Below are 24,164 nucleotides of genomic sequence, written 5' to 3'. Positions count from 1 at the left end.
ATTTGCTCAATGTGTTCGGCTGAGATCGGAAATCAACCACTTGCGACCCTATCGGCCCCCGATCCGGCGCGAGCAGCACGCGAAAAGTCGCGTTTGTACCCCCGATGAACTGCACGTTCGCGTAAAATATTCCCATTATGGGCAAATGGTGTCCAGGTAGTTTACGATGCGGCATCTGGGGGAGGGACATGTCGGACGCGCGCTCACTGCGAAAACAGTTCAATCGCATGCTCGCCACGTTGCTGGTGGCCCTTGCTGCTGCCGGAGCCGTAACATATGCCTGGTACATCTACAACGCCAACCGCCACATCACCGACGTCAAGATGGCCGCGGGCACGGGCGTGACCTTCCTCATCTCCAACGAGTACGACGGCGAATACAAAACCAACGCCGGCCTGAGCTTTACGGGCCTGCTCGATCCCGTCTCGACCGACAACGTGCTTAACGGCTTCCAAAAGGTAACGGGCTTTACCGGCGGAACCACCCAGGACTCGCTCTTTGCCAGCATGTTTGGCGCCGCCGAGCATTCCGACTACTACAAGACTTCCCTGTACCTGGCCACCAACTCGGCCGCGACCGACGTGTACCTGTCGGGTATCGACTTTACCGAGCAGGATCCGGCAAACCCCATCTCCACCGCCCTGCGCGTGGGACTGGTTACCTATGCTCCGGGACAGGGCGATACCGTGACGGGCCAGTACGTCTTTGAGGTCTCGGGCGAGCACAATCCCCAGGCGCGCTACAACACGCTCGACGGCAAGGATGCCGGCGAGAGCGAGCAGAACCACCTGGTGCTCGACAGCACCCGCTCCGATGGCGCCACGGTTCATTTTGACCAGCTGACCAGCGCTAACTTCTGCGACTATAACGAAGACACCGGTGTCGTGAGCCTCAAGGAGGCCACGACCAAGATCTGCAGCCTGCCCGCCGCGGCCGAGGGCGCCAATCGCAGCACGCCCGTGCGCGTGGATGTGTACGTGTGGCTGGAAGGCTGCGACCCCGACTGCACCAACAACCTGGCCGCCACCAGCCTGCAATCGCTGGCGCTGCGCTTTGCCGGTAAGCGTTCGTAAGGGGGCCAGGGATGAGTGCATCGAACATCAAAGATATCCTAATCTCGCGTCGTCGCATGGTTGCCGCGGCCGCATGGATGTTGGTGCTGGTAGCCGCCTTGAGCGCCGCCACCTACGCCTGGTTTAGCAACTCGCGCTACACCAACGTGACGCCCGTGGCGCACACGGTAAGCGACGAGGGCGCCGACCTGCAGATTGGTCTTTCGGCCAACGGGCCCTGGGACACAACGGCAACGCTTGCCGCCGCCGACAAGACACTCTATCCCATCTCGACGGCAGACCTTTCCCGCTTTTGGCGCGGCACGTTCCAAAACGCCGCCGGCGTTACGACCGACTACGCCGACTGCACCGCGCAGCTGGACGACTACGCCCTTTCGGGCACGCTGTACCTTAAGGGCAGCGATAGCGCGCTCAACGTGTACCTGTATCAGGGCCAGATGAGCGTGACGAGCGATCCGCAGCTGCTGGCCGCGCTGCGCCTGGGTCTGGTCATTACGACCCAGTCGGGCACGCAGACGCATATCTTTACCTGCGATGACCTGGGCAACACCGCAGGCGCCACCAGTAGGCGCACCACCGCGCAAGACGGCGTGGTTGCGGCAGCCGGCGCCTCGGGCTGGATCTACACCGCCGATCCCGCACGCGCCATAAGCGCCTACAGCATGGACGGCACCGGCGACACGCCCACGGCGCGCGCAGGCGTCACGCCCATCTGCACGCTGGCCGCCAACGAGGTGGCAAGCGTTCGCTACGTTGTGTACATGGAAGGCTGCGACGCCAATTGCATCGACGAGGCCCAGGCCCGCGATGTGGTGCTGCAGCTTGCTTTTGCCGCGGCCAAGGCATAAGGGGGCGAATCGTCATGGAAGATAAGCAGCACATGCCAGCAGATAGCCGCGAGACCAAAACCGAGGGCACGAGCCCCGCGGTCCCCTCCAGCGCGGTCGCCGAGCGCACACGCCCTGAGGGCGCCGTCGCCCGCCGCTACGCCCGCCGCGCGCGTGCCTACATCGCACTCGTTATGGTGGCGCTCGCCGCCACTTTGGGCGCCGCGACCTACGCCTGGTTTACCAGCAACATGAAGGTCAACACCAACTCGGTGAGCGTGCACAGCGACACGTCCAAGCTGGCGCTGGAGTTGGGCGATGCCGATCGCGGCAGCTGGTCGCAGCAGGGCGATGCGTCTCTGGCCTCCACCGCGAGCGGGGCCGCGACGCTCTACCCGGTCTCGACCTTTGACCTCAACGGCTTTGCTGCCTGCGCGCAAAACAATTCGGCCGGCGATGCCACGGTATTTGAGCAGGCAAAAGACAACGGCTCCACCTACTATCACGGCTGGATCGACCTGCGTCCCACCATTACGGGCACGGGCGCCAGCAAAGTAAAGGGTAAGGTCAGCTTGTATCTGGCCGAACCGCTGGTCCCGCAGGACGCCAACGCCGAGCTGCTGCGTGCAGCCCGCGTAGGCATTAAGATCTCGAGCGGCAGCCAGGTGCTTGCCGCCAACATCTTTGAGCTCGACAGTTCCGACAGCGGCCATCGCGGCGAGCATCCCACGACCGCGCCTGCGGGCCTGGCGGGCTACGCCGATGGCATGCTGCTGGGCTGGCAAAACGGCCAGCTCGCTTGCGGTGCCAACGTGACGCAGGACCCGGCCGCCTTTACCCTGGACGCCGGCGAGACGGCCGAGCGCCCGCAAAACTCGCTCACCACGCTGGCGCTGGGCCAGACCTATCGTCTGGATATCTATTACTACATCGAGGGCACCGACCCCGATAGCGCCGACTACCTGCATCAAGACCCGGGCACCCTGCACCTGGCGCTCTTTGCGACCCTGGACGGTGAGGCATAATGGCACGTGTTACGCCAGGCGATCGCCGACCGACCACCGGCGACCGCCGCTCAGCCACCGTCGGCGCACCCCGGCCCGCCACCGCCGCCGCGCCCGCCGACACCGACCTGCGCCGCAAGCTCACCACCACCGTGGTGCTGGTGCTGTTTGCGCTGGTGGCGATAGCCATGGCAACGTTCGCCTGGTTCTCCATCGCCGATAGCGCCAAGACCCGCATGCTCATGATCGATGCCAACGCCGACGGCTCGCTGCGCTTTGACCTGGACGAGCACGCCACATTCGACGAATACGTGCACAGCCTGGGCTTCGACCAGATCTCGGCACGCATCGCCAGCGAAAAGGGCGTGGACATCGATGCATCCAGGCTCAAGCCCGTCACCACGAGCGACTATCAGACCTTTACCTTCGAAGACGGTTCCACTGCCGATCCCGCCACCGGTGCCTACCTGGAGTTCACGCTGCACTTTATGAGCAGTACGGACCTGCGCGTTCGCCTGACCGGGCAGGATGGCGACGGCGGCGTGTCCGACACGCGGTTCAGCTCCGACACGCAGGGCATGGCAAGCGCCATGCGCATGAGCTTTACCGCCGACGGTCATACTTGGGTCTACAACCCTAACGGGGGCGGCGGTTCATCTGGCTCGGCCACCGTCTTTGGGCTCGACTCGGGCGAGGCGACCGCGGCCAGCGACATGTTCGACCTGATAACAGAAACGGACAAGCCGGTAACCGTTCGCATATGGCTCGAGGGAACGGACCCAAATTGCACTAATATGCTAAAGGGAGCTAACTATTCGGTTTCGATGCGCTTCGAGGGCATCGAGGAACAGTAGATACGCACGGCGGCCATCGGGCCGCGCACGACCTAGACAGACACGGTAGTAAGGGACATCATGCAATCTGTTAAAAAAGTCGCATCCATCGCGCTGAGCGTTGTCATGTGGATCATCATCCTGGTGGCGGCCCTGTATGCGTTTACCACGCTCGCCACGCGCGAGGACGGCAGCGTCTCGGACATCGCCGGCTTCACCCCGCTCGCCGTGCAGTCCGACTCCATGGCTCCCACGTTTAACAAGGGCGACCTCATCTTCATCAAAAAGTGTGACACCTCCAAGCTCGAGGTGGGCGACATCGTGACGTTCCATACCATCATCGACAACGAGTACGCGCTCAACACGCACCGCATCGCCGCCATCGACGAGGTCAACGGCATGCGCAGCTTTACCACCAAGGGCGATAACAACGACGTGGCCGATACGCACATCATCAGCGACGGCGATATCGTGGGCAAGTACGTGTTCGCGCTGCCGCAGATGGGCAAGGTCATGGACTTCCTGTCCAGCTCCATGGGCTTCCTCATTGTGATCGTGCTGCCCATGCTGCTGTTCTTTATCTACCAGGTGTATCACCTCATCGTGGTGGGCATGAACCTTAAGCGCGCTATGGCCGAGGAGGACCGCCTGGCCGCCGCGGCTGCCATCGTGGACGCCGAGGGCAAGGGTGACACTACCGTCACGGCCGATAACGCCGCCGAGCAGCTTGCCCAGGCCGAGGCCAAGCTCGAGGAAGCCCGTCGTCTGAAGGCCGAGGCCGAGGCGGCGATGAACGCGACCAAGCAGGAGGATACCGACGGTGAGTGAGTTTCTGGGATTTGCCTGGGAGCTGCTGGCAAAGGTTGTCTACAACGTCGTTGCCGCTGTGAGCTCCATCCTTAACCTTCTGGTGTTTGGCTGGGTTGAGTACTTCAACATCTTTATGACCTACTTCACCACGTTCGACATCGTGGGCAAGATCGGCGCGATCATTCTGTTTGCCATGCTCATCGCGGTCCCCGTGCTGATCGTGGCCATTTTGGTTCACCGCTACCGCATCAACCGCCGCCTGCATCGCGATGACACGTCCAACAAGGCGCTCTATCGCGAGATCGGTCGCCTGAACAAGCAGGTGCTCGACCTCATGGACGAGAAGAACAAGCTGCTGGCGCTCAAGGTCAATGCCATGGGCGGCACCAAGCAGATTCCGTACGTGGGCGCCTCGGCCCTGGCCGACGACCACCTGCCCACGGTGGGCAACGTGGTGGGCGCCGCCGCGGGCGCGCCTGCGGGCGAGGGCGCCACGGCTGCCGTGGTGTCGGGCAACGCGTCGCTCGCGCTCGATGGCGAGGGCGTCAAGGATGCCGCGGCCGCCATGGCCAAGGCCACCGTTGAGGCCAAGACCCTTGCCGAGGAAAAAGAGATCGCCCAGGCCAACCGCTTCCCCAAGCTGTCCCTTGTGGACCTTAAGTACCGCGACTGGGAATCGCCGGCCTACGACGATGCCATCTCGCTGGAGGACTTTGTCGACAGCTTCCGCGCGTTCGCCTGCAGCCAGATGAAGCTCTACTACACGCCTGAGGTCATCCGCCGCTTTGTGGCCGGCATGGCCGCCTCCAAGCTGCTGATCCTGGAGGGCATCTCGGGTACCGGTAAGACGTCGCTGCCCTACAGCTTTAGCCGCTACTTGGACAACCCCGCGACCATCGTTTCGGTGCAGCCGAGCTTCCGCGACCGCACCGAGGTGCTGGGCTACTTCAACGAGTTTTCCAAGCGCTTTAACGAGACCGAGTTCCTCCGCGCCGTGTATGAGGCGGGCCTTCGCCAGGACCCGTCCATGATCGTGCTCGACGAGATGAACCTCGCCCGCGTGGAGTACTACTTTGCCGAGATCCTGTCGGTGCTCGAGATGCCCAGCCACGACGAGTGGGTGCTCGACCTGGTGCCCACCCAGTGGGCCGCCGATCCCAGGGGTCTGCACGACGGCAAGCTCACCATTCCCGACAGCCTGTGGTTTATCGGCACGGCCAACAACGACGACTCCACCTTTACCATCACGGACAAGGTGTACGACCGTGCGATCCCCATCGAGCTCAACGAGCGCGCCGACGCGTTTGAGTGCGAGCCGCACGAGCGCGTGCACGTGACGGCCGACCACCTGCAGTATCTGTTCCAAAAGGCCAAGGTCGAGTATGTGATCGACGAGGAGCTGCTCCAGAAGATGCACAAGCTGGACCAGTACCTGCAGACCCGCTTTAAGCTGGCCTTTGGTAACCGTATCATCAAGCAGATGTACGACTTTATCCCCGTGTACGTGGCGTGCGGCGGCACTGAGCTGGGCGGCATGGACTACATCATCGCCCGCAAGGTGCTCAAGAAGTTTGAGTCCATGAACGTGAGCTTTGTGCGCGACGAGATGAAGGGCCTGATCGAGTACATTGAGAAGACCTTTGGCGAGGGCGGTCTGCCCGATTCCGTCATGTACCTGCAGCGGATCCAGAATTTCTACTAATGTCGTAAGCGCGGGGCGACGTGATGTCGCCCCGCCCCTTTCCGATCGATCCAATCTATGGAGTAACCCATGTCCGAGACCATTCAGGACCTCTATACCAGCTTCTCCGAGCAGATGGAGCCCATCCAGGAGGACAGCCGCTACTTCCGCTATCTGTTTGAGATGGCGCAGGCCTCGGGCACCACGATCGAACAGCAGCGCGAGGAGCTCGTCAAGGTGGTGGACGAGGAATGGATCAGCATGATCGAGGACTCGCTCGACGCCATCAACACCATCATCGAAAAGCCGCGCCGCTTTATCACCACCGAGGAAGAGGTGGTGCCGGTCTCGCTCGCTAAAAAGATCAGCGCCGACAGCGTCCGTCATCTGAGCCAGAACACGCAGTTTTTGGCGCCGAGTGAGGACGGCGGCGTTCACCCTACGCGCATCCTCAACGTCAATACCGTCGAGACGTACGACCTGTACGAGAACCGCTTTATCTACCATCTGATTCAGCGCTTGCTGACGTTTGTGGATAAGCGTACCGACGTGATCTTTTGGTCGACGGGCAACGAGATCCGCAACCGCTTTAAGATGCACAGTAAGATCGACGACGCGTACGAAGAGATCGAGTACAGCGTGGAGATGACGGTCAAAAACCGTCAGAGCTTCGCCGAGAACGACGCTGACAACATGGACGTCTTTATGCGCATCGACCGCGTGCGCCGCCTGGTCATGGCGCTGCGCGGCGCGTCGTTCTGCCAGATCATGAACGGCTGCAGTGCGGTTCGCAGCCCCATTCAGCGCACCAACCTCATCATGAAAGACCCCAACTACCGCAAGTGCTACCAGCTGTGGCAGTTTATGGAGCGCTACGACAAGGTGGGTTACAACATCGACGTGCAGCAGCAGGCGCTGGCGTTCGACGACGAGTACATGGTGCAGATGTACACCAACCTCATCAACAACTACACCGTCTTTAAGAGCCTGACCGACGACGAGCGCAACCTGCAGGAGCTTGAGAGCGTGCAACACGCGCCGGTGGCGCCCAAGTTTATTAAAGAGATCAAGGAGGTGCAGGTCGATAGTCCCGACCTGCCCGATGTTGAGGTTCGTCGTGTGTTTGTGGAGGAGGTCACGCAGGCCCAGCTCGATGCCGAGCAGGCGCTGGCCGAGGCCCGCGAGCAGATTGAGGAGCTCCAGGGGCAGCTGAAGTCCTGGAAAGTGCAGGCGCACGCGCTGACCGATGAGCGCGACGATCTGGTAGATGAACTGGACGAGGCCAAGACACGCGAGCTGGCGTTGACGCAGCGCGCACAGATTGCCGAGGCCGATGTCGAGGAACTGCGCGCCTCGCTGGAGGATGTCGAGGCCGGTAAAAAGGCTGCCGAGGATGCCGCTGCAGAAGCACGTGAGACCGCGGCGGCTCAGCTTGAGCGGATGCGCGCCGAGGCCGATGCCGAGGTCTCAGTCGCCCGCGCCGACGCAGATGCTAGGGTCGCGGCTGCCGAGCAGACTGCTGCCGAGCAAGTCGCGCGGGTCAAGAGTGAGTCTGCCGCAGCCTTGGCTGCCAAGACGGCTGCCGACGCTGCCGAGCTGCAGGCCGCCAAGGACGCCGCCGCAGCCGAGCTTGCCGGCGTGCGCGAGGCGTGCGCCAAGGAGGTTGCCGAGCTGCATGCCGCGATCGATGCCGCCCACGCGGCCGCCGATTCTGCTGTGGAGCAGGCCGCGGTGGATGCTGGCGAGAAGGTCGCCGCCGTCGCTGCCGAGCGCGATGCCGCGACGCGTGCCGCTGAGGAGGCCCGTGCCGACGCCGACGAGCGTATCGCCGCAGCCGAGCTTGCGGCAGGGGAGCGCATCGAGCAGGAAGTCGCCGCCGTCCGTGCCGCTTGCGAGCGCGAGGTCGAAGCTGCTCGCGCGGAGATGCAGCAGCGCCTGGACGCGCTGACGCACGAGCTGGAGCAGGCCGTGCGTGATCGCGCTCGTGCCGAGCGCCGTGCCGAGGGCAACAGCCTGTTGCGCTATCTGCTGGCCCGCTTGCGCGGCGAGGCTGGCGAGGGCGTGGTCGCCGCGCCTGACGAGGATGGCGCTTCTGCGGCGGATGCCACCGAGGGCGAGGTCGCTGCCGACCCCGAGACTTCCGCAAAGGACGACGACAAGTGATGAAGCATGTGCTCCGCGTGATCAACGTGCTGGCGACCGTGGTGATCCTGGTCGCCTTTGTGGTGCTGCTGCGCACGGTGTTCACGCCCGCCGGCGAGATTCCCACCATCATGGGCTACGGCTTTATGCGTACGCTGACCGGCTCGATGGAGCCGGCGATTCCCGTACACTCGTTTATCGTCGTTGATACCGGCGACGGCCAGGCCTATCAGGTGGGCGACATCATCACCTTCCATTCGTCCGATGACGCGCTGGAGGGTTCGCTCAACACGCACCGCATCGTATCCGTGGAGGCCGCCGCCGACGGCGCCCCGATCTACCGCACCAAGGGCGATGCCAATCCGGGCGAGGATGCCGCGCCCGTGCCCGCCGCCGACGTGGTGGGCCGCGTGGTCTTTGTCTCGGCGGGACTGGGCGTGGTGGTCTCGCTGCTCACCAATCCGCTGCTGTTCTTTCCGCTCATCGTGGTGCCGCTGATCGTGCTGCTGGTGCTCGAAATTCGCCATATGGTCAAGACCACGCAAGAGGTGGCGCGCGCTGAAGACGAGACTGCCCTGCGCGCGGCTGTGGAGCAGATTCGCGAAAAGCGCCGCCGCGAGCAGGAGAGCCAGGACAGCGCCAAGGAGCAGGTCGACGGCGAGCGTGCTGAGGGAAGTGCGGAAGCCAGCCCCCGCGCCTAGACGATTCCAACCGCTCGGCATAGCTTATCCGCGCCTTTCGTCCTTGCAATTTGGATGCTCGTAGATGTTCCGAATCGCCCGCATTTCCATATCAATATTCGTGCTACAGTTTGAGCGCTTTGTTGCCAATTGATTTCGGGGGAGTGGAATGGAACAGGAGCGCACAGCGCAGCGTGCACGTAAAAAGGCTTCGGTGCCGATGACGGCGGCGGCCGATTTTGTCGTGCCCGAGGGAACTGACGAGCTTAGCCGCAGCACCCGCCGCGCATGGCGCGACCGCCTCAACGATGCCCAGACGCGCAAGATGGCCCTGGGCACGCTCGCCGCGTTTGCCGGCGGTACGTTTTGGGGTTTTTCTGGCACCAGCGCCAGCTACCTCTTTGACGTGTGCCATATCGAGACGTTTTGGCTGATGAGCGTGCGCCAAGTTATCGCTGGCCTGCTCTTTATGTTCGTTGTGCTCAGAAAAGACCGCGACCGCTTGATCGAGCTGTGGACTACCCCCGCCGATCGCAAGCAGCTTATTCTGTTTACGATCTTTGGTCTGCTGTTCAACCAGCTTTGCTATCTGTCAGCCGTGCGCCTGACCAACGCGGGCACCGCGACCGTCTTCCAGTGCCTGCAGCTGGTGGTCGTCATGGGGTATGCCTGCGTCACCGCGCATCGACTGCCGCGCACGCGCGAGGCTCTTGGCATTTTGCTCGCATTGGGCGGAACGTTTTTGATCGCCACGGGCGGCGACCCCAGTACGCTCAGCATCTCGCCGATGGGCCTGCTCGCGGGCCTTTTGTGCGCAGTGGGCGGTGCCTGCATAGCAATCATCCCTGCCGGAATCCTCAACAAATACGGTAGCCCGGTCGTCACGGGCTCGGCCATGCTTTCGGCGGGAATCGTGATGAGTATCTTTACCCAGCCGTGGGCGCATATGCCGGCGCTCGGCCCCTCGGGTGTCGGCGCGCTCGCGATATTTATTGTGGTGGGGTCGTTCTTCGCCTATATGTTCTACATGCAGGGCGTTAAGGAGATTGGCTCGGTGCGCGCGAGCCTCCTTGGAACCATGGAGCCGGTTTCGGCCACCATCACCAGCGCCCTTATGCTGGGAACGGTGTTTTTGCCCACCGACCTGGCGGGCTTTGCCATGATTATCGCGATGGTGTTTTTGACGGTGTAGCTGGCGCCGCCGCCAGGACGGAAAAGGTGTTGTGCCGCATTTTCGCCAATTGATGTCCGTGTCTGGAGTTTAGCTGTCGATGCTCAAAATGCCATAAACTAGTAACGTTATGGACTTTTTCATTGCGACTCAATTGCGAGGATTTCTTTATGGCTGGTAATCACTTTAAGGGCAGCGATAGCGGCCGTCCTGCAGTTCCGCCGCGTCCGAACGGGGCTGGTAAGGCCGGCACGCCGGGCGGCGCTGGGCAGGGCGGTTCCGGTAAGCGCGTGTCCCCGGGCGAGACGGCGATGTTTACCGCTCTGTACGAGCAGTCTCAAAAGGCAAAAAAGACCGGCCGTGCAAGAGGGAATGTCTTTGCGGGCGGTGCAACCTCCACGTCGCAGCCGAGCGGGGCCCCTTCGATACCTGCGAACAACGCAGGTGCTGCCAACGCCGCGAATACCGCCGGCAACGTTAATGCCGGCAAGGCCGCCAACAATACTCCCTCTGCCGGTGGCGCGGGGCTTACGGGTAACCTTGGCACGATTTACACCGGCGCCTCCGAGACTGGCACGTTCGCCCGCCTGGATGATAGCGGTGCCCAGTTTGCGGGCTCGGGTTCCAAGGAAGATTATTACGATTTTGGCTTGAACTACGGTAGCGACGCTTCGTCGAGTTCGACCTCTGACGGTCTGGTCCGTCATCGCCATCGCAAGGGCGAGCGCAAAAGGCGTCACACTGGCGCCATTATTGCCGCTGTAGTCGCGGTGCTTCTCGTTGCGCTTGGCGCAAGCGGCTTTATGCTGCTTAACTCGGCAAAGACCGTAAAGAGCGAAGCGAAGGAGGCTGTCGAGATCGTCGGTGGCCTTAAGGACAAGGTCACGTCGGGCGATTTTTCGACGCTGCCTGACGACGCGAAGAAGATCGATGAGCTCTGCGACAGCATGAAGGCGGAGACCTCGAGCCCGCTGTGGACGGCGGCTTCGTTTATCCCGGTGTATGGCAGCGACATCAATGCTGCCCGCACCATGATCGACGCCCTGTCCGATGTCTCTAGCGGCGCGCTGATTCCCATGGCCGACAACCTCTCGCAGGCAACGCCCGGCAAGCTGTTCCAGGATGGCATGATTAACGTGTCCGCGCTGCAGGCGGTCGCCGATTCGCTTTCCAACAGCTCGAAGGTGTTCAAGAGCGCCAACGAAAAGATCCAGGGCATTGGCGATACTCATATTTCCCAGGTGACCGAGCTGGTCGATAAGGCCAAGGACGGCTTTGCCACCCTCAACGGCGCGGTTGACGCGGCGGAGAAGGTCGCCCCCGTCCTTCCCCAGATGCTCGGCGCCAACGGCCAGACGCGCAACTACCTTATGTACGCCATGAACAACGTCGAGATTCGTGCCTGCGGCGGCTTTGGCGGTTCGCAGGGCCTGATTTCGGTCACCGACGGCCAGATGTCGATCGGCGAGTTTGTTCCCCGCATTGGACTCAGCGAGGACGAGGCGGTCGAGAGCGTCGACGAAGAGGATGAGGCGTTGTTCGGCAACCACAGTAACCTGTACAACTCGGGCAATACCTATTCGCCCGATTGGCCCCGCAACTCGCAGCGTGTCGCAGCCCTGTGGAAATCTCAATATGGCCAGGACGTTGACGGCGTCGTGGGCATTGACCCAGTGTTCCTGCAGTATCTGCTGGGCCTGGTCGGTAATGTGTCGCTGCCCGACGGAACGGTTGTCGACGGCACCAACGCCGCAAAGGTCCTCATGCACGATGTGTACTGGAACTATCCGGTCGAGGAGTCTGACGGCATCTTTGCATCCGTCGCCAGCGCTGCCTTCGACAAGATCCTTGGCGGTATCGGCGATGTCGATGTTACGAAGCTTGTCAGCGCCGTTGAGCGCGGTGCCGAAGAGGGCCGCCTGATCGCGTGGATGAAAAACGATGACGAGCAGAACGCTATCAAGCAGATGAACATCGACGCCTCGCTGCCCGATCCGGATGACCCGAGTGAAGATCCCGTTGCTGGTGTCTACTTTAACAACCTGAGCTTCTCCAAGCTCGACTGGTACCTGAATGCCGATACGCAGATTGGCCAGGGCATCAAGAACGGTGACGGCACATGCTCGTATCGCATCACCGTTACCCTGACGAACATCATGACGCAGGAGGAGGCAGGCAAGCTGCCCGACTACGTCGCGGCGAGCGCACCCGATGCAGCGCGCGACGACGAGCGTCTGAATGTCTCGTTGTTTGCACCGACGGGCGGCAACATTACTGATCTGACCGTCGAGGGCACCCAGTTTGGTCTTGGCGCCGCTACGTGGCATGGAATCCCCTTCTATTCGGGCACCGTTGACCTGCATGCTGGCGAGACGACGACGATCACATATACGCTGACCACGTCGGCCGAGGCGGGGGACAAGCCGCTTACGCTGCGTCAGACTCCTACATGCCAGGCGGCTCGCGACAGCGCGTCGGCGTAGGATTTTTCTGGTAGCGCAGATAATCGAGTACCATTTTGGGGCGGACAGGCAATCTGTTCGCCCCTATTTTGTAAGGAGAGCGCATGAAGTACTTTGGCACCGACGGCTTTCGCGGTGAGGCCAACGTTGGGCTGACGGTAGAGCACGCTTATAAGATTGGCCGTTTTGTGGGCTGGTATTACGGCGCCAACCGCGAGCGCAAGGCGCGCGTCATCGTGGGCAAGGACACACGTCGCTCGAGTTATATGTTCGAGGCGGCGCTAGTGAGCGGCCTGGTCGCGAGCGGTGCGGACGCCTATATGCTGCACGTGATCCCCACGCCGGGCGTAGCACATCAGACCGTGGAAGGCTGCTTCGATTGCGGCATCATGATCAGTGCGAGCCACAACCCGTTTTGCGATAACGGCATTAAGCTCGTCAACAGCGACGGTTTTAAGATGGACGAGGACGTACTGGAGCTCATCGAGGACTACATCGATGGCAAGAGCGAGGTGCCGCTGGCCACGGGCAACCACATCGGCGCCACGGTGGACTACATGCAGGGGCGCAACCGCTATATCGCCTCGCTCATTGCGAGTTCGAATTTTTCGCTACAGGGCGTCAAGATCGGTCTCGACTGCGCCAACGGCTCGGCGTCCTCGGTGGCCAAGCCGGTGTTCGACGCGCTGGGCGCCGATGTGCGCGTGATCAACGCCGCGCCCGATGGCTTTAACATCAACGTCGACTGCGGCTCTACGCATATGGAGCGCCTGCAGCGCCACGTGGTGGAGCAGGGACTGGATGTGGGCTTTGCCTACGACGGCGATGCCGACCGCTGCTTGGCCGTGGACGAGCGCGGTCGCGTGGTCGACGGCGACCAGATTCTGTACGTGTGCGGCGTGTATCTAAACAAGCACGGGCGCCTCTCGGGCGGTACCGTGGTGCCGACGATCGCCAGCAACTTTGGCCTGGTCAAGTCGCTGGAGCTTGCCGGTCTGAGCGCCGTGACCAGCGGCGTGGGCGACCGTCACGTGTATGCAAAGATGCGCGAGGGCGGCTACAGCCTGGGCGGCGAGCAGACGGGTCATACGATCTTTGGCGATATCGAGCGCACGGGCGACGGCATTATGACCTCGCTGCGCGTGATGGAAGTGATTCGTGCCGAGCGCGAGACGCTCTCGCAGCTCACGGCTCCGTGCAAGCTGCTGCCGCAGGCGCAGGTTGCCGTGCGCGTGGCGGATAAGGACGCCGCGCTGGGCAACATGGGCGTGCAGGCCGCCATCGCCGAGGCCGAGGCCGCACTGGCGGGCGAGGGCCGCGTGCTGGTGCGCAAGAGCGGAACCGAGTCGGTGATTCGCGTGCTGGCTGAGGCTCCGGACCAATCGGCCGCCGACGCCGCCATGAAGCGCATCGCCAACGCACTGGAGGCTCTGTAGTTACGCGGTTTTACCAAACCGCGTAACTGCTCGACGCTGCAAACGCCCCTAAGCGGCAATCTGACGTTCAATTTCAAGGGCGCGACCAGAAGGTCAGCGCCCTTTCATTTCACGTCACCTTGCTCGCTTAGGGTCGTTTTCGCTGACGTTGCCAAGACATTGGCGTCAACATAGTTGGCGTTGGCGATGGCGTGCTGGTCAATCCTTACAGCTCGTACAGTGTGGTGAACTTGTCCTGCAGGTAGCTGCAGTAGTAGCGGGCGTCAAAGGCCATGCCGCAGGCGCCCTTGATGAGTTCCGGCGCGTCCTTGGCGCGGCCCCACTGCCAAATGTGCTCGCCCAGCCATGCGCGGACGGGTGCCAAGTCGCCGCTCGCGCAGGCACCGGTAAGGTCGACGTCGTCGCGGCACATGGCCGGCACAAACATGGCGTCGTAGGCGCTACCCAGCGCATACGTGGGGAAGTAGCCAAACGAGCCGCCGCTCCAGTGCGTATCCTGCAGACAGCCGCGCGTGTCGTCAGGAACGGGAATGCCCAGGTATTCGTCCATAAAGCGGTTCCAAAGCGCGGGGATATCCTTGGCCGTGGCCTCGCCGGCAAACAGCATACGCTCGATCTGGTAGCGCACCATAATATGCAGCGGGTAGGTGAGCTCGTCGGCCTCGGTGCGGATCAACGATGGCTGCGCGATGTTCACGGCGCGGTAGAGCGTGTCCTCGTCAACGTCGCCGTAGACCTCGGGCGCGTGGCGGCGCAGTACCTCAAGCAGCGGGCCCATAAAGGCGCGGCTGCGGCCCACGGTGTTCTCGAAAAAGCGGCTCTGGCTCTCGTGGATGCCCATGGAGGTGCCACCTTCAAGACAGGTGCGCGCATAGGCAGGATTGACGCCCAGCTCGTACATGGCGTGGCCCGCCTCGTGGATGATGCTGTAGACGTTGGAGATGCAGTCGTCCTCGTAGATGTGCGTCGCGATGCGCGCGTCGCCCACGGCAAAGCCCTCGCTAAACGGGTGCTCGGTAAAGGCAAGCGTGGTGTCGTTCAGGTCCAGGCCGACGAGCTTCATAAGGTCGAAGCTCATGGCGCGCTGGGCGGCCTCGGGCACGCGGGCGTGCAAAAAGTCGGCAGCGGGCTGCTGGCCGCGCTCGCCGATGGCGTGCACGAGCGGCACGACCGTCGCCTTGACCTCATCGCAAAACGCATCGAAGCTCTTGGCGGAAAGGCCGCGCTCGTACTGGTCGAGCCAAACATCGTATGGGTCGCGCTTGGGGTCCATGAGCTCGGCCTGATGCTTAAGTTGGGCGACGATTCTATCCACATAGGGCTCAAAGCTCGCCCAGTCATTGGCCGTCTTGGCCTTGTGCCACACGGCGTCGGCCTCGCAGGTGAGCCTGGTCCAGGCCTCGGCCTCCTCGGTGGGGATGGCGCTTGCCTCGCGCTGGTCGCGGCCGAGCACGCGGATCTCATCGAGCAGCTGCGGGTCGTCGATCTTTCCGCCCGCGACCGTCTCACGCGCGAGAGAGCGCACAAGCTCAACAGACTTTTTGCTGGTCAGGAGTTTGTGATGTTCGCCGGCAAGGGTGCCCATAGCATCGGCGCGGGCCGCGGCGCCGTTGGCGGGAGCAATGGTCGCGCCGTCAAACTCGGCAATCTTGAGCAGGTACTCGCGGGTCCACAGCTTGCCCTCGAGCTTGCGGAATTTTTTGACGGCCTTATCGACCTTCATGCCTTTGGGCGTCTTGCCCGCTGCGGGCTCGGCCTTCTTATCGTGCTTCTTTCCCATACCATATCCTTGATCTCGTGAGCCGAGCGCCTCGGGTGGGCGCGCGGCCAGTTTGCACAGCTACCTGCCTTGTACCCAGCACGAACAAAACGGAACGCGGCGATACGCCCACACAATGTGGTATCCTGTAGCCCAATGCGTTGACGGAGAGGGTTTTGCCCGCCGCGTCGCCGGCAAGAGAGGGAAGGTCATGGGCTGCAAGCCTTCCTGCGGTGGCAAGGGCCAAGCGTTCACTCCCGAGCAGCGACCTCAACGGGCGCGCGGCTAGCGGCGGCGAAGCCCCAGTAGGGAAGCCGTGAGCCTCGCGATAAGGGGCGCAGAGTGGGCACGGCGGGCCAGACATCCGCCGGGTCAAACAAGGTGGTACCGCGGAATTCAACCGTCCTTGGGCAATGCACACGCCCGAGGACGGTTTTTTTATTACCGAACCGGGCCGCGTTTTCACAACGCCAGACGGCGGCAGCCGCCTCGGCAAACGGAGAGCGCGAGAGACGAAAGGGAAGACATGAGTCTGATTGATGATCTGGTCAAACTCGAGGAAGAGGCCAAGGAGCTCGTCGCAGGCGCCGACGACGCAGCCAAGCTCGAGGCTGCGCGCGTTGAGCTGCTCGGTCGCAAGGGCCGCATCACCGGCCTGATGCGTATGATGGGCAAGCTCGCCCCCGAGGATCGCCCCGTTATGGGCAAGCGCGCCAACGAGATGCGCCAGCTGATCGAGGGAATGCTCGACGAGCGCAACACCGAGATGAAGGCCGCCGCCCTCAAGCGCGCACTGGAGCACGACGCCGTTGACATCACGCTGCCGGGCATCCGTCCGCAGATCGGCCACCAGCACCTGATCAAGCAGATTATCGAGGAGGCCGAGGACATCTTCTGCGGCATCGGCTACACCGTCGAGTCCGGCCCCATGGTCGACACCTCCTACTACAACTTCACCGCGCTCAACGCCCCCATGGATCACCCGAGCCGCTCGGCCCGCGATACCTTCTACGTGGTCGACAACAACCCCGGCAGCGTCGCGCACCCCGAGGCTCACGCCCACGGCGAGTCCGACGTGCTGCTGCGCACCCAGACTTCGGGCGTGCAGATCCACACTATGGAGTCGCAGAAGCCGCCCATCTACATGATCTGCCCGGGCACCGTCTATCGTCCCGACACGGCCGACGCCTGCCACCTGCCGCAGTTCAACCAGATCGAGGGCCTGGTCGTTGACGAGGGCATCACCTTTGGCGACCTCAAGGGCACGCTCGACTACTTTGTTAAGTGCATGTTTGGCGAGGATCGCAAGACGCGTTACCGCCCGCACTTCTTCCCCTTCACCGAGCCCAGCTGTGAGGTGGACGTGAGCTGCCACGTCTGCGGCGGCAAGGGCTGCAACTTCTGCAAGCACAGCGGTTGGATCGAGATCCTGGGCTGCGGCATGGTCGACCCCAACGTCCTGATCAACTGCGGCATCGACCCCGAGAAGTACACCGGCTTCGCCTTTGGCATTGGCGCCGAGCGCGTCGCGGCCCTGCGCTACGATCTGCCGGATCTGCGAACGCTGATGACGGGCGATATGCGCTTCTTAAATCAGTTCTAGTCCCGGCGGCTTTCCCAAGCACCGCACCTTGCCTTTCAATCGTCGGTTGCGTACCTAAGTACGCGGCCCTCCTCTTTCAAGGCAATCTGCGGCACTTGGAAAACCCGTCTCCGTTGCAGTTTTCCGGCTCAAAGCCGTATTTATGAAAGGAGACCAGTTAGATGCGCGTTTCTTACGACTGGCTCAAGACCATGATCGATATTCCGGAGGATCCCAAGACCCTTTCGGACGAATATATCCGTACCGGCACCGAGGTCGAGGCGATCGACACCGTGGGCGAGTCCTTCGACCACGTGGTGACTGCCAAGGTGCTCACCAAGACCCCGCACCCCGATAGCGACCACATGTATGTGTGCTCGGTCGACGTGGGTGACAAGAATCTCGACGCCGACGGCAACCCCGCTCCGCTGCAGATCGTCTGTGGCGCGCAGAACTTCGAGGCCGGCGACCACATCGTCACGGCCATGATCGGCGCCGTGCTTCCCGGCGACGTCAAGATCAAGAAGAGCAAGCTTCGCGGCGTCGTGTCCATGGGCATGAACTGCTCCGCGCGCGAGCTCGGCCTGGGCGGCGACCACTCCGGCATCATGATCCTGCCCGAGGATACGCCCTGCGGCATGCCGTTTGCCGAGTACGTGGGCTCGAGCGACACCGTGCTCGACTGCGAGATCACGCCCAACCGTCCCGACTGTCTGTCCATGATCGGCATGGCCCGCGAGACCGGCGCCATCTTCGACCGCGATTTCCACGTTAAGCTGCCCGCCATCAAGGCCGAGACCGGCCGCGCGACCGACGACGAGCTTTCGGTCGAGATTGCCGACGAGGGCCTGTGCGACCGCTATGTCGCCCGCATCGTGCGCAACGTGAAGGTCGGCCCGTCGCCCGACTGGATGGTCAAGCGCCTCAACGCCCTGGGCGTGCGCCCGCACAACAATATCGTCGACATCACCAACTATGTGATGATGCTCACCGGTCAGCCGCTGCACGCCTTTGACCTGGACACCTTTGCCGAACGCGAGGGCAGGCGTCGCGTGGTGGTTCGCGCCGCCCAGCAGGACGAGAAGTTCACGACGCTCGACGGCGAGGAGCGCACGCTCGACGCCGGCATGGGCCTTATCACCGACGGCGAGCGCCCCGTGGCGCTGGCCGGCGTTATGGGCGGCATGGATTCCGAGATCGAGGACGACACCGTCGACGTGATGGTCGAGAGCGCCTGCTTCAACGCCGGTCGCACCTCGCACACCAGCCGCGACCTGTCGCTGATCTCCGACGCCTCCATCCGCTTTGAGCGCCAGGTTGACGAGACCGGCTGCGTGGATGTCGCCAACGTTACCTGCGCGCTCATCGAGGAGATTGCCGGCGGCGAGGTTGCTCCCGGCTATGTCGACGTGTTCCCCGCGCCCAAGACCATCGACAGCATTAAGCTGCGCCTGGCCCGCGTGCATGCCATCTGCGGTGCCGACATCGAGCCCGACTTTATCGAGCGTTCGCTTACCCGTCTGGGCTGCACCGTCGAGCGCGACGGCGAGGACTTTATGGTTACCCCGCCGAGCTTCCGTCCCGACCTGCCGCGCGAGATCGACCTGATCGAGGAGGTCCTGCGCCTATGGGGCATGGGCCGCGTGACGGCGACCATCCCGGCTGCCAAGAACCACATCGGCGGCCTGACCCGCGAGCAGAAGCTCACCCGTAAGGTCGGCGAGATCCTGCGCGCCTGCGGCCTCAACGAGACCACGACTTTTGGCTTTGCCGCCCCGGGCGACCTGGAGAAGATCGGTATGTCCACCGAGGGCCGAGGTTGCCCCGTGGTGCTCATGAACCCGCTGGTAGCCGAGCAGACCGAGATGCGTCGTTCGCTGCTGCCGGGCCTGCTGCAGTCCGTGGCCTACAACGAGGCCCACGGCACGCCCAACGTGCACCTGTACGAGGTCGGCAGCCTGTTCCACGGCCGCGAGAATGCCAGCCTGCCCAAGGAGACCAAGTCCGTGGCGGGTGTGCTCTCGGGCCAGTGGAGCGAGCAGTCCTGGAACATGAAGTACCGCAAGCTGCGCTTCTTCTTTGGCAAGGGCATTGTCGAGGAGCTGCTCGCCCAGCTGCGCATCGAGAAGGTTCGCTTCCGTCCCGTCGAGGGCGAGGGCTACGCTTTCTTGCAGCCGGGTCGTGCGGCCGAGGTTCTGTCCGGCGGCACCGTGCTGGGCTGGGTTGGCGAGATTCACCCCGAGGCGCGCGAGGCGATGGGCATCGATGAGGTCGTCGTTGCCTTTGAGCTCGATCTGGACAAGCTGATCAAGGGCGCCCGCAATCAGGAGAACTACCGCGAGTTCTCACAGTACCCGGCTGTTGAGCACGACCTTGCTATCGTGGTCGACAACGCTGTGACCTGCGATGATCTTGAGCGCCGTATTACCAGCGCCGGCGGCAAACTGCTCGAGGGCGTGCGTCTGTTCGACGTCTACCGCGATCCCATCCGCATCGGAGCGGGCAAGAAGTCCATGGCCTTTGCGCTTACGTATCGCTCCGACGACCACACGCTCACCAGCGAAGAGGTCGAGAAGGCGCACCAGAAGATCGTCACCAAGGTGTGCAAGGGCGTAAACGGCGAGGTCCGCGGCTAGGGCTTGCGATGGGAGCGTGGGGCCTGATGGCGGTTGCTGCGGAGCCCTGCGCGACCGCGGTGTTCGGAATAAGGCACCGTTGACCCTGCATATATGACACGCGCATTACATAACGGCGTGCTGCTTTTGTGGCGGCGCGCCGTTTTGCTATCATAGCCTGCGGCGTGTTACGAATATGACATTACGTAACACTGACAAGGTTATTCAAGCGGCGCTGCAATTCCGTGCGCCGACAACCGGGAGGCGTATATGCACATTCCAGACAACTACCTGTCCCCGCAGACCGATGCCGTCATGGCGGTGGCGATGGTTCCCGTTTGGGTTCACTGCATTAAGAAGGTGCGCGCCACGCTCGATCGCGAGCATATGGCCTTTCTGGGTATTTGCGCTGCGTTCTCCTTTTTGCTCATGATGTTTAACGTTCCGCTGCCCGGCGGCACCACAGGCCACGCCGTCGGCGGCGCACTCATCGCGCTGCTGCTGGGTCCCGAGGCCGCGGCTATCGCTGTCTCGGTCGCGCTGGCTCTGCAGGCGCTGCTGTTTGGCGACGGCGGCGTTCTGTCGTTTGGCGCCAACTGCTTTAACATGGCCTTTGTGCTGCCGTTTGTCGCTGCTATCGTGTTCCGTGCGCTCAACAGCCGTCTGCACGACAAGAGCTGGGGCACCTCGGTTTCTGCCATCGTGAGCGGTTGGGTCGGCCTGTGCCTGGCGGCCCTGTGCGCGGCAATCGAGTTTGGTATTCAGCCGATGCTCTTCACCAACGCTTCGGGCGCGCCGCTGTACTGCCCCTTCCCACTGTCCGTGGCTATTCCGGCCATGTTGATCCCGCATATGCTGGTTGCCGGCGTGATCGAGGGCGTGGCGACGGCCGCCATCTACGGCTTCATTAAGAAGACGGCGCCGAGCATTATCGTCGGGCCCGAGGTCGTCGATGGCCAGCTTGCTGCCGAGGGCGCTGCTGCCAAGAAGACCTCGCTGGTCCCCACGCTCATCTTGGTTGCCGTGCTTGTCGTTGCCACGCCGCTGGGCCTGCTGGCCACGGGTGACGCCTGGGGCGAGTGGGACGCTGAGGGCGCCGCGACCGCCGTTCAGGAGGCTGGCGACGACAGCCTGCAGGCTTCGGTCGGTCTCGATACCCCGACCTTTGCCGATGCCCTGCCCACGGGCGATTATCTGCAGGCCTATTCCGAGGAGCAGGGCCTTGGCTTTGCCGGCCAGGCCGCGATGTATATTCTTTCGGGCGTAATTGGCGTGGCGGTGCTCACCATCGCATTCCGCCTGGTCTCGCTGACGGTCAAGGAAAGCGGTGTTCATGGCAATAGCCGAGCTGCCTAGCTGGCTTGCGGCTGAGGAGCGATACGAGCCCGTGGGGGCTCGGCATCGTGTGATGCAACAAAACGTCCTGCACTTGGCGAGCCTGCTTGAGCGGGTTCGCCTTGGTGGAGGCGCGCACGAGGGCGGGTCGATGATCGACCGCGCCCTTTCTTGCGTTTCGGCTCCGGTGCGCCTGGTGGGGATGTTCGTTTGCGTCCTGTGCGTGTGTCTGACGCAGAGCCCGCTGTACCTCATGTTGATGGCGGCTGTCGCGCTGGTGCTCGTTGCCGTGCGCCCCGTACGCGGGCTGCGGGCAACCTTTGTGCCGGCGCTCGGCGCCACGGGGCTTGCGGTGGTTCTGGCGCTGCCTGCCCTGCTGCTGGGTGCTTCTGCCACGGGCGCCATGCTCAAGATTGCACTCAAGACGTTCATTAACGTGTCGCTGGTGCTGGGTGTTTCGTGGACGCTCACCTGGAGCCGCATGTCGGCGGCGCTCAAGATGCTGCATCTACCCGACGAAGTTATCTTTACGTTTGATATGGCGCTCAAGCATATCGAGGTGCTGGGACGCACGGCGCACGATCTGTGCGAATCGGTCATGCTGCGCAGCGTCGGTTCCGCGCCTGCGGGTTTTTCGCGCACCGACTCGCTGGCGGGTATCATGGGCATGACGTTTATCAAGGCGATGGAATGCAGCCGCGCGATGGATGAGGCTATGCTTTGCCGCGGCTTTGCCGGCGTGTATCCGGCGCCTGCACGCGCCGGGTTTGGCTGGCGCGATGCGGTCTATGCGGCCGGCGTGGTTCTGCTCGCCGTGTTGTGCGCGGTGCTGTAGGCGCTGCTGGTTCCGGCTGGGGATGCAAATAGGGAAGGGCGACGTTTTGACGATCGATATGAATAGTGCGGCGGGTACGAACGGTGCGGGCGGCGCCGAGGCCACGCCGCTCATCGAGCTGCGCGACGTGGTGTTCTCCTATGCGGGGCATACGGTGGTCGACGGCGTTTCGCTGCAGGTCGATCGTGGTGAACTCGTTGCCCTGCTCGGTCCCAACGGCTGCGGTAAGACGACGATCATGCGCCTTATTAACGGCCTTGAACTTGCCGACGCAGGAGCATACCTGTTTGACGGGGACGTAATCGATGCGGCATATCTCAAGGATTCCGCGGCCGCTCAGCGTTTTCATCAGCGCGTGGGCTTTGTGTTCCAGAATGCCGACGCGCAGCTCTTTTGCGCTACGGTGGGCGAGGAAGTTGCTTTTGGTCCCGCGCAGATGGGGTTGCCGGCAGACGAGCTCGAGCGCCGCGTCCGCGATGCCATGGAGCTGTTCCAGGTTGCCGACCTTGCCGACGCCTCTCCCTATCAGCTCTCGGGCGGGCAAAAGAAGCGCGTGGCGCTGGCTGCGGTTGTGTCTATGAACCCCGATATCCTGGTGCTCGACGAGCCTACCAATGGGCTCGACGAGGATTCATGCGACATCGTGGTCAACTTTTTGCTGGCCTACGTTGCGGCGGGTAAGACGGTCTTGATGAGCACGCATCACCAGGATTTGGTGCGACGCCTGGGTGCCCGCGCTATCTATATCGATCGATATCACCATGTGGTCGAGGCGCCTTCGCCGTCGTATGGAACCGAAAGCGGTGCTACGGACTAGTTGCTGCGTAGAGCGTGCGTAGCCGCCCGCGCGGCTTTGCCGTGATGGTATAGTTATCCAGGTTTTTATGGGGGTGGCTATGCCAAGCTGGAACATTCATATTGCTCAGACGGAGCGTTTGCTGGAGCGCACCGGTGCGCTTGCCAGTAGCGTGCGCGACCGCAATGCCTTTTTGTTTGGCTGCGTGGTCCCGGATATCTTCGTGGGCTATATGGTCCCTGGCATCGCCGATCCCATTCCGTACCGCATTACGCACTTTGCCAAGCCTGAGCCCATCCCTAAGCCTCGTGAGCATGAGTTCTGGGATACCTATGTGGCACCGTTGCTTAAAAGTTCGCCCACCGGTGCGCCGGCCGCGGCGACCTCGATTATCGAGGAACACGAGCGACTGAACCGTGTACACTATCCCCAGCGCTACAAGGATGCCGAGCCGGTTGCCGGTCCCGGCGCCTGTGAGTTCTCGCTTGCGTCCGAAGATGTGGCGCAGTCGCTGCTCGATTTAACGCTGGGCGTCTGGTCGCATCTGGTGGCCGACACGGTATGGAACACGCGTGTGAACCAGTATCTGGAAGCACACGGCGGCAAGCCGTGCGAGGAGTTCCGCATTAAAAAGCAAGGCGACTTTGACTGGTTTGGTAAGACGCTGGGCATTGTTTCCATCCCGCGTGCGACCGATCGCCTGTATACCGCTGCGACGCGTTTTGGGCAGTATCCCATTCATAAGGAGTATGTGCTCAAGACCATCGGCGTCATGCACGAGATTGTACGCGAAAACCCCGGCGAGCCCGATCATCCGCCGTATCGCCTGCTAACCGAGGAGTTCTTCGACGCAACGTTTACCGAGGTCATCGAGCTGACCGAGGCGGGATTTGCGGCCCGCGTTGCTGCTTCTGACGTTCCCGCAGTCCCCCTGATCGCTAGCTGCTAGCCGGCCGGCTTGACGGCGAACAGCTCATCCCAATCGACCAATAGCTCCCGTCGCAGGGCATCTTCGGTGGTGCGCTCGGCATCGGAAAGGCTCGCGACTGAACGCAAATCGATGAAGCGGCGTATGAAGAAGGTCTTAAAAAAGGGCCCAGAAGGCAATGCCTTCCGGGCCCTT

Annotated in this window: 19 protein-coding genes; 17 read left to right on the top strand and 2 right to left on the bottom strand. The window is 62.5% G+C overall.

Features of this window, described 5'->3' with window-relative positions; genetic code table 11:
* The first annotated feature begins 188 nt into the window (after positions 1-188).
* From DW151_RS06905 to glmM, 11 genes are all read left to right on the top strand, one after another.
* Entirely contained in the window at positions 189-1,073 is an 885-nt protein-coding gene (locus DW151_RS06905; RefSeq protein ID WP_118335072.1) for a hypothetical protein, read from the top strand.
* 11 nt (positions 1,074-1,084) lie between these two features.
* On the top strand, positions 1,085-1,921 hold the full coding sequence (locus DW151_RS06900) for a hypothetical protein (RefSeq protein ID WP_118335070.1): 837 nt from the start codon (positions 1,085-1,087) through the stop codon (positions 1,919-1,921).
* 14 nt (positions 1,922-1,935) lie between these two features.
* On the top strand, positions 1,936-2,925 hold the full coding sequence (locus DW151_RS06895) for a hypothetical protein (protein WP_118288857.1): 990 nt from the start codon (positions 1,936-1,938) through the stop codon (positions 2,923-2,925).
* Positions 2,925-3,758: a hypothetical protein gene (locus DW151_RS06890; RefSeq protein WP_118335068.1), complete on the top strand. Its 834-nt coding sequence runs from the start codon at positions 2,925-2,927 to the stop codon at positions 3,756-3,758. The genes DW151_RS06895 and DW151_RS06890 overlap by 1 nt, the downstream gene beginning before the upstream one ends.
* Before the next feature lie 60 nt (positions 3,759-3,818).
* Positions 3,819-4,565 carry a signal peptidase I gene (locus DW151_RS06885; protein WP_117800558.1) on the top strand — a complete coding sequence of 249 codons (747 nt, stop codon included), beginning with the start codon at positions 3,819-3,821 and terminating at the stop codon, positions 4,563-4,565.
* On the top strand, positions 4,558-6,249 hold the full coding sequence (locus tag DW151_RS06880; RefSeq protein WP_118335066.1) for a hypothetical protein: 1,692 nt from the start codon (positions 4,558-4,560) through the stop codon (positions 6,247-6,249). Before DW151_RS06885 ends, DW151_RS06880 begins: the two co-directional genes overlap by 8 nt.
* Positions 6,250-6,318: 69 nt before the next feature.
* Positions 6,319-8,391 carry a DUF2357 domain-containing protein gene (locus DW151_RS06875; RefSeq protein ID WP_118335064.1) on the top strand — a complete coding sequence of 691 codons (2,073 nt, stop codon included), beginning with the start codon at positions 6,319-6,321 and terminating at the stop codon, positions 8,389-8,391.
* Complete coding sequence (locus tag DW151_RS06870) at positions 8,391-9,071, top strand: signal peptidase I (protein WP_118335062.1); 681 nt, start codon at positions 8,391-8,393, stop codon at positions 9,069-9,071. The genes DW151_RS06875 and DW151_RS06870 overlap by 1 nt, the downstream gene beginning before the upstream one ends.
* A 148-nt stretch (positions 9,072-9,219) precedes the next feature.
* Positions 9,220-10,242 (top strand): DMT family transporter, encoded by a 1,023-nt coding sequence (locus tag DW151_RS06865; protein ID WP_199408161.1) that lies wholly within the window; start codon positions 9,220-9,222, stop codon positions 10,240-10,242.
* Positions 10,243-10,391: 149 nt separating this feature from the next.
* Positions 10,392-12,704, top strand: a complete 2,313-nt coding sequence (locus DW151_RS06860) for a DUF4012 domain-containing protein (protein ID WP_118335060.1) — start codon at positions 10,392-10,394, stop codon at positions 12,702-12,704.
* Positions 12,705-12,787: 83 nt separating this feature from the next.
* Complete coding sequence (gene glmM / locus DW151_RS06855; protein ID WP_118335058.1) at positions 12,788-14,119, top strand: phosphoglucosamine mutase; 1,332 nt, start codon at positions 12,788-12,790, stop codon at positions 14,117-14,119.
* Between the two features lie 205 nt (positions 14,120-14,324).
* On the opposite strand, the gene DW151_RS06850 is transcribed toward glmM, so the two are convergent.
* The gene (locus DW151_RS06850) at positions 14,325-15,899 is read right to left on the bottom strand and encodes a carboxypeptidase M32 (protein WP_118335056.1); all 1,575 of its coding nucleotides are present in this window, start codon (positions 15,897-15,899) and stop codon (positions 14,325-14,327) included.
* 505 nt (positions 15,900-16,404) lie between these two features.
* Between DW151_RS06850 and pheS the strand changes: the two genes are divergently transcribed.
* The 6 genes from pheS to DW151_RS06820 all read left to right on the top strand — a co-directional run bounded on the left by pheS (position 16,405) and on the right by DW151_RS06820 (position 23,990).
* Positions 16,405-17,481 (top strand): phenylalanine--tRNA ligase subunit alpha, encoded by a 1,077-nt coding sequence (gene pheS, locus DW151_RS06845; RefSeq protein ID WP_055250566.1) that lies wholly within the window; start codon positions 16,405-16,407, stop codon positions 17,479-17,481.
* A gap of 161 nt (positions 17,482-17,642) precedes the next feature.
* Entirely contained in the window at positions 17,643-20,096 is a 2,454-nt protein-coding gene (gene pheT / locus DW151_RS06840) for a phenylalanine--tRNA ligase subunit beta (protein ID WP_118335054.1), read from the top strand.
* A gap of 249 nt (positions 20,097-20,345) precedes the next feature.
* Positions 20,346-21,431: a cobalt transporter CbiM gene (gene cbiM / locus DW151_RS06835; protein WP_118335052.1), complete on the top strand. Its 1,086-nt coding sequence runs from the start codon at positions 20,346-20,348 to the stop codon at positions 21,429-21,431.
* Positions 21,409-22,245: an energy-coupling factor transporter transmembrane component T gene (locus DW151_RS06830; RefSeq protein WP_118335050.1), complete on the top strand. Its 837-nt coding sequence runs from the start codon at positions 21,409-21,411 to the stop codon at positions 22,243-22,245. Before cbiM ends, DW151_RS06830 begins: the two co-directional genes overlap by 23 nt.
* Positions 22,246-22,291: 46 nt before the next feature.
* A complete protein-coding gene (locus DW151_RS06825) occupies positions 22,292-23,062 on the top strand; it encodes an energy-coupling factor ABC transporter ATP-binding protein (RefSeq protein ID WP_233505638.1) in 771 nt (256 codons plus the stop codon).
* A gap of 79 nt (positions 23,063-23,141) precedes the next feature.
* Entirely contained in the window at positions 23,142-23,990 is an 849-nt protein-coding gene (locus tag DW151_RS06820) for a hypothetical protein (protein WP_118335048.1), read from the top strand.
* On the opposite strand, the gene DW151_RS10580 is transcribed toward DW151_RS06820, so the two are convergent.
* Positions 23,987-24,148, bottom strand: coding sequence for a hypothetical protein (locus tag DW151_RS10580; RefSeq protein ID WP_158571672.1), 162 nt, complete (start codon positions 24,146-24,148; stop codon positions 23,987-23,989). The two genes, DW151_RS06820 and DW151_RS10580, sit on opposite strands and share 4 nt — an antisense overlap.
* Between the last annotated feature and the right edge of the window lie 16 nt (positions 24,149-24,164).

It is taken from the genome of Collinsella sp. AM13-34 (assembly GCF_003473055.1).
In the GTDB taxonomy this organism is placed as follows: Bacteria; Actinomycetota; Coriobacteriia; order Coriobacteriales; family Coriobacteriaceae; genus Collinsella.
This window is presented reverse-complemented; position numbering and strand designations above follow the sequence as displayed.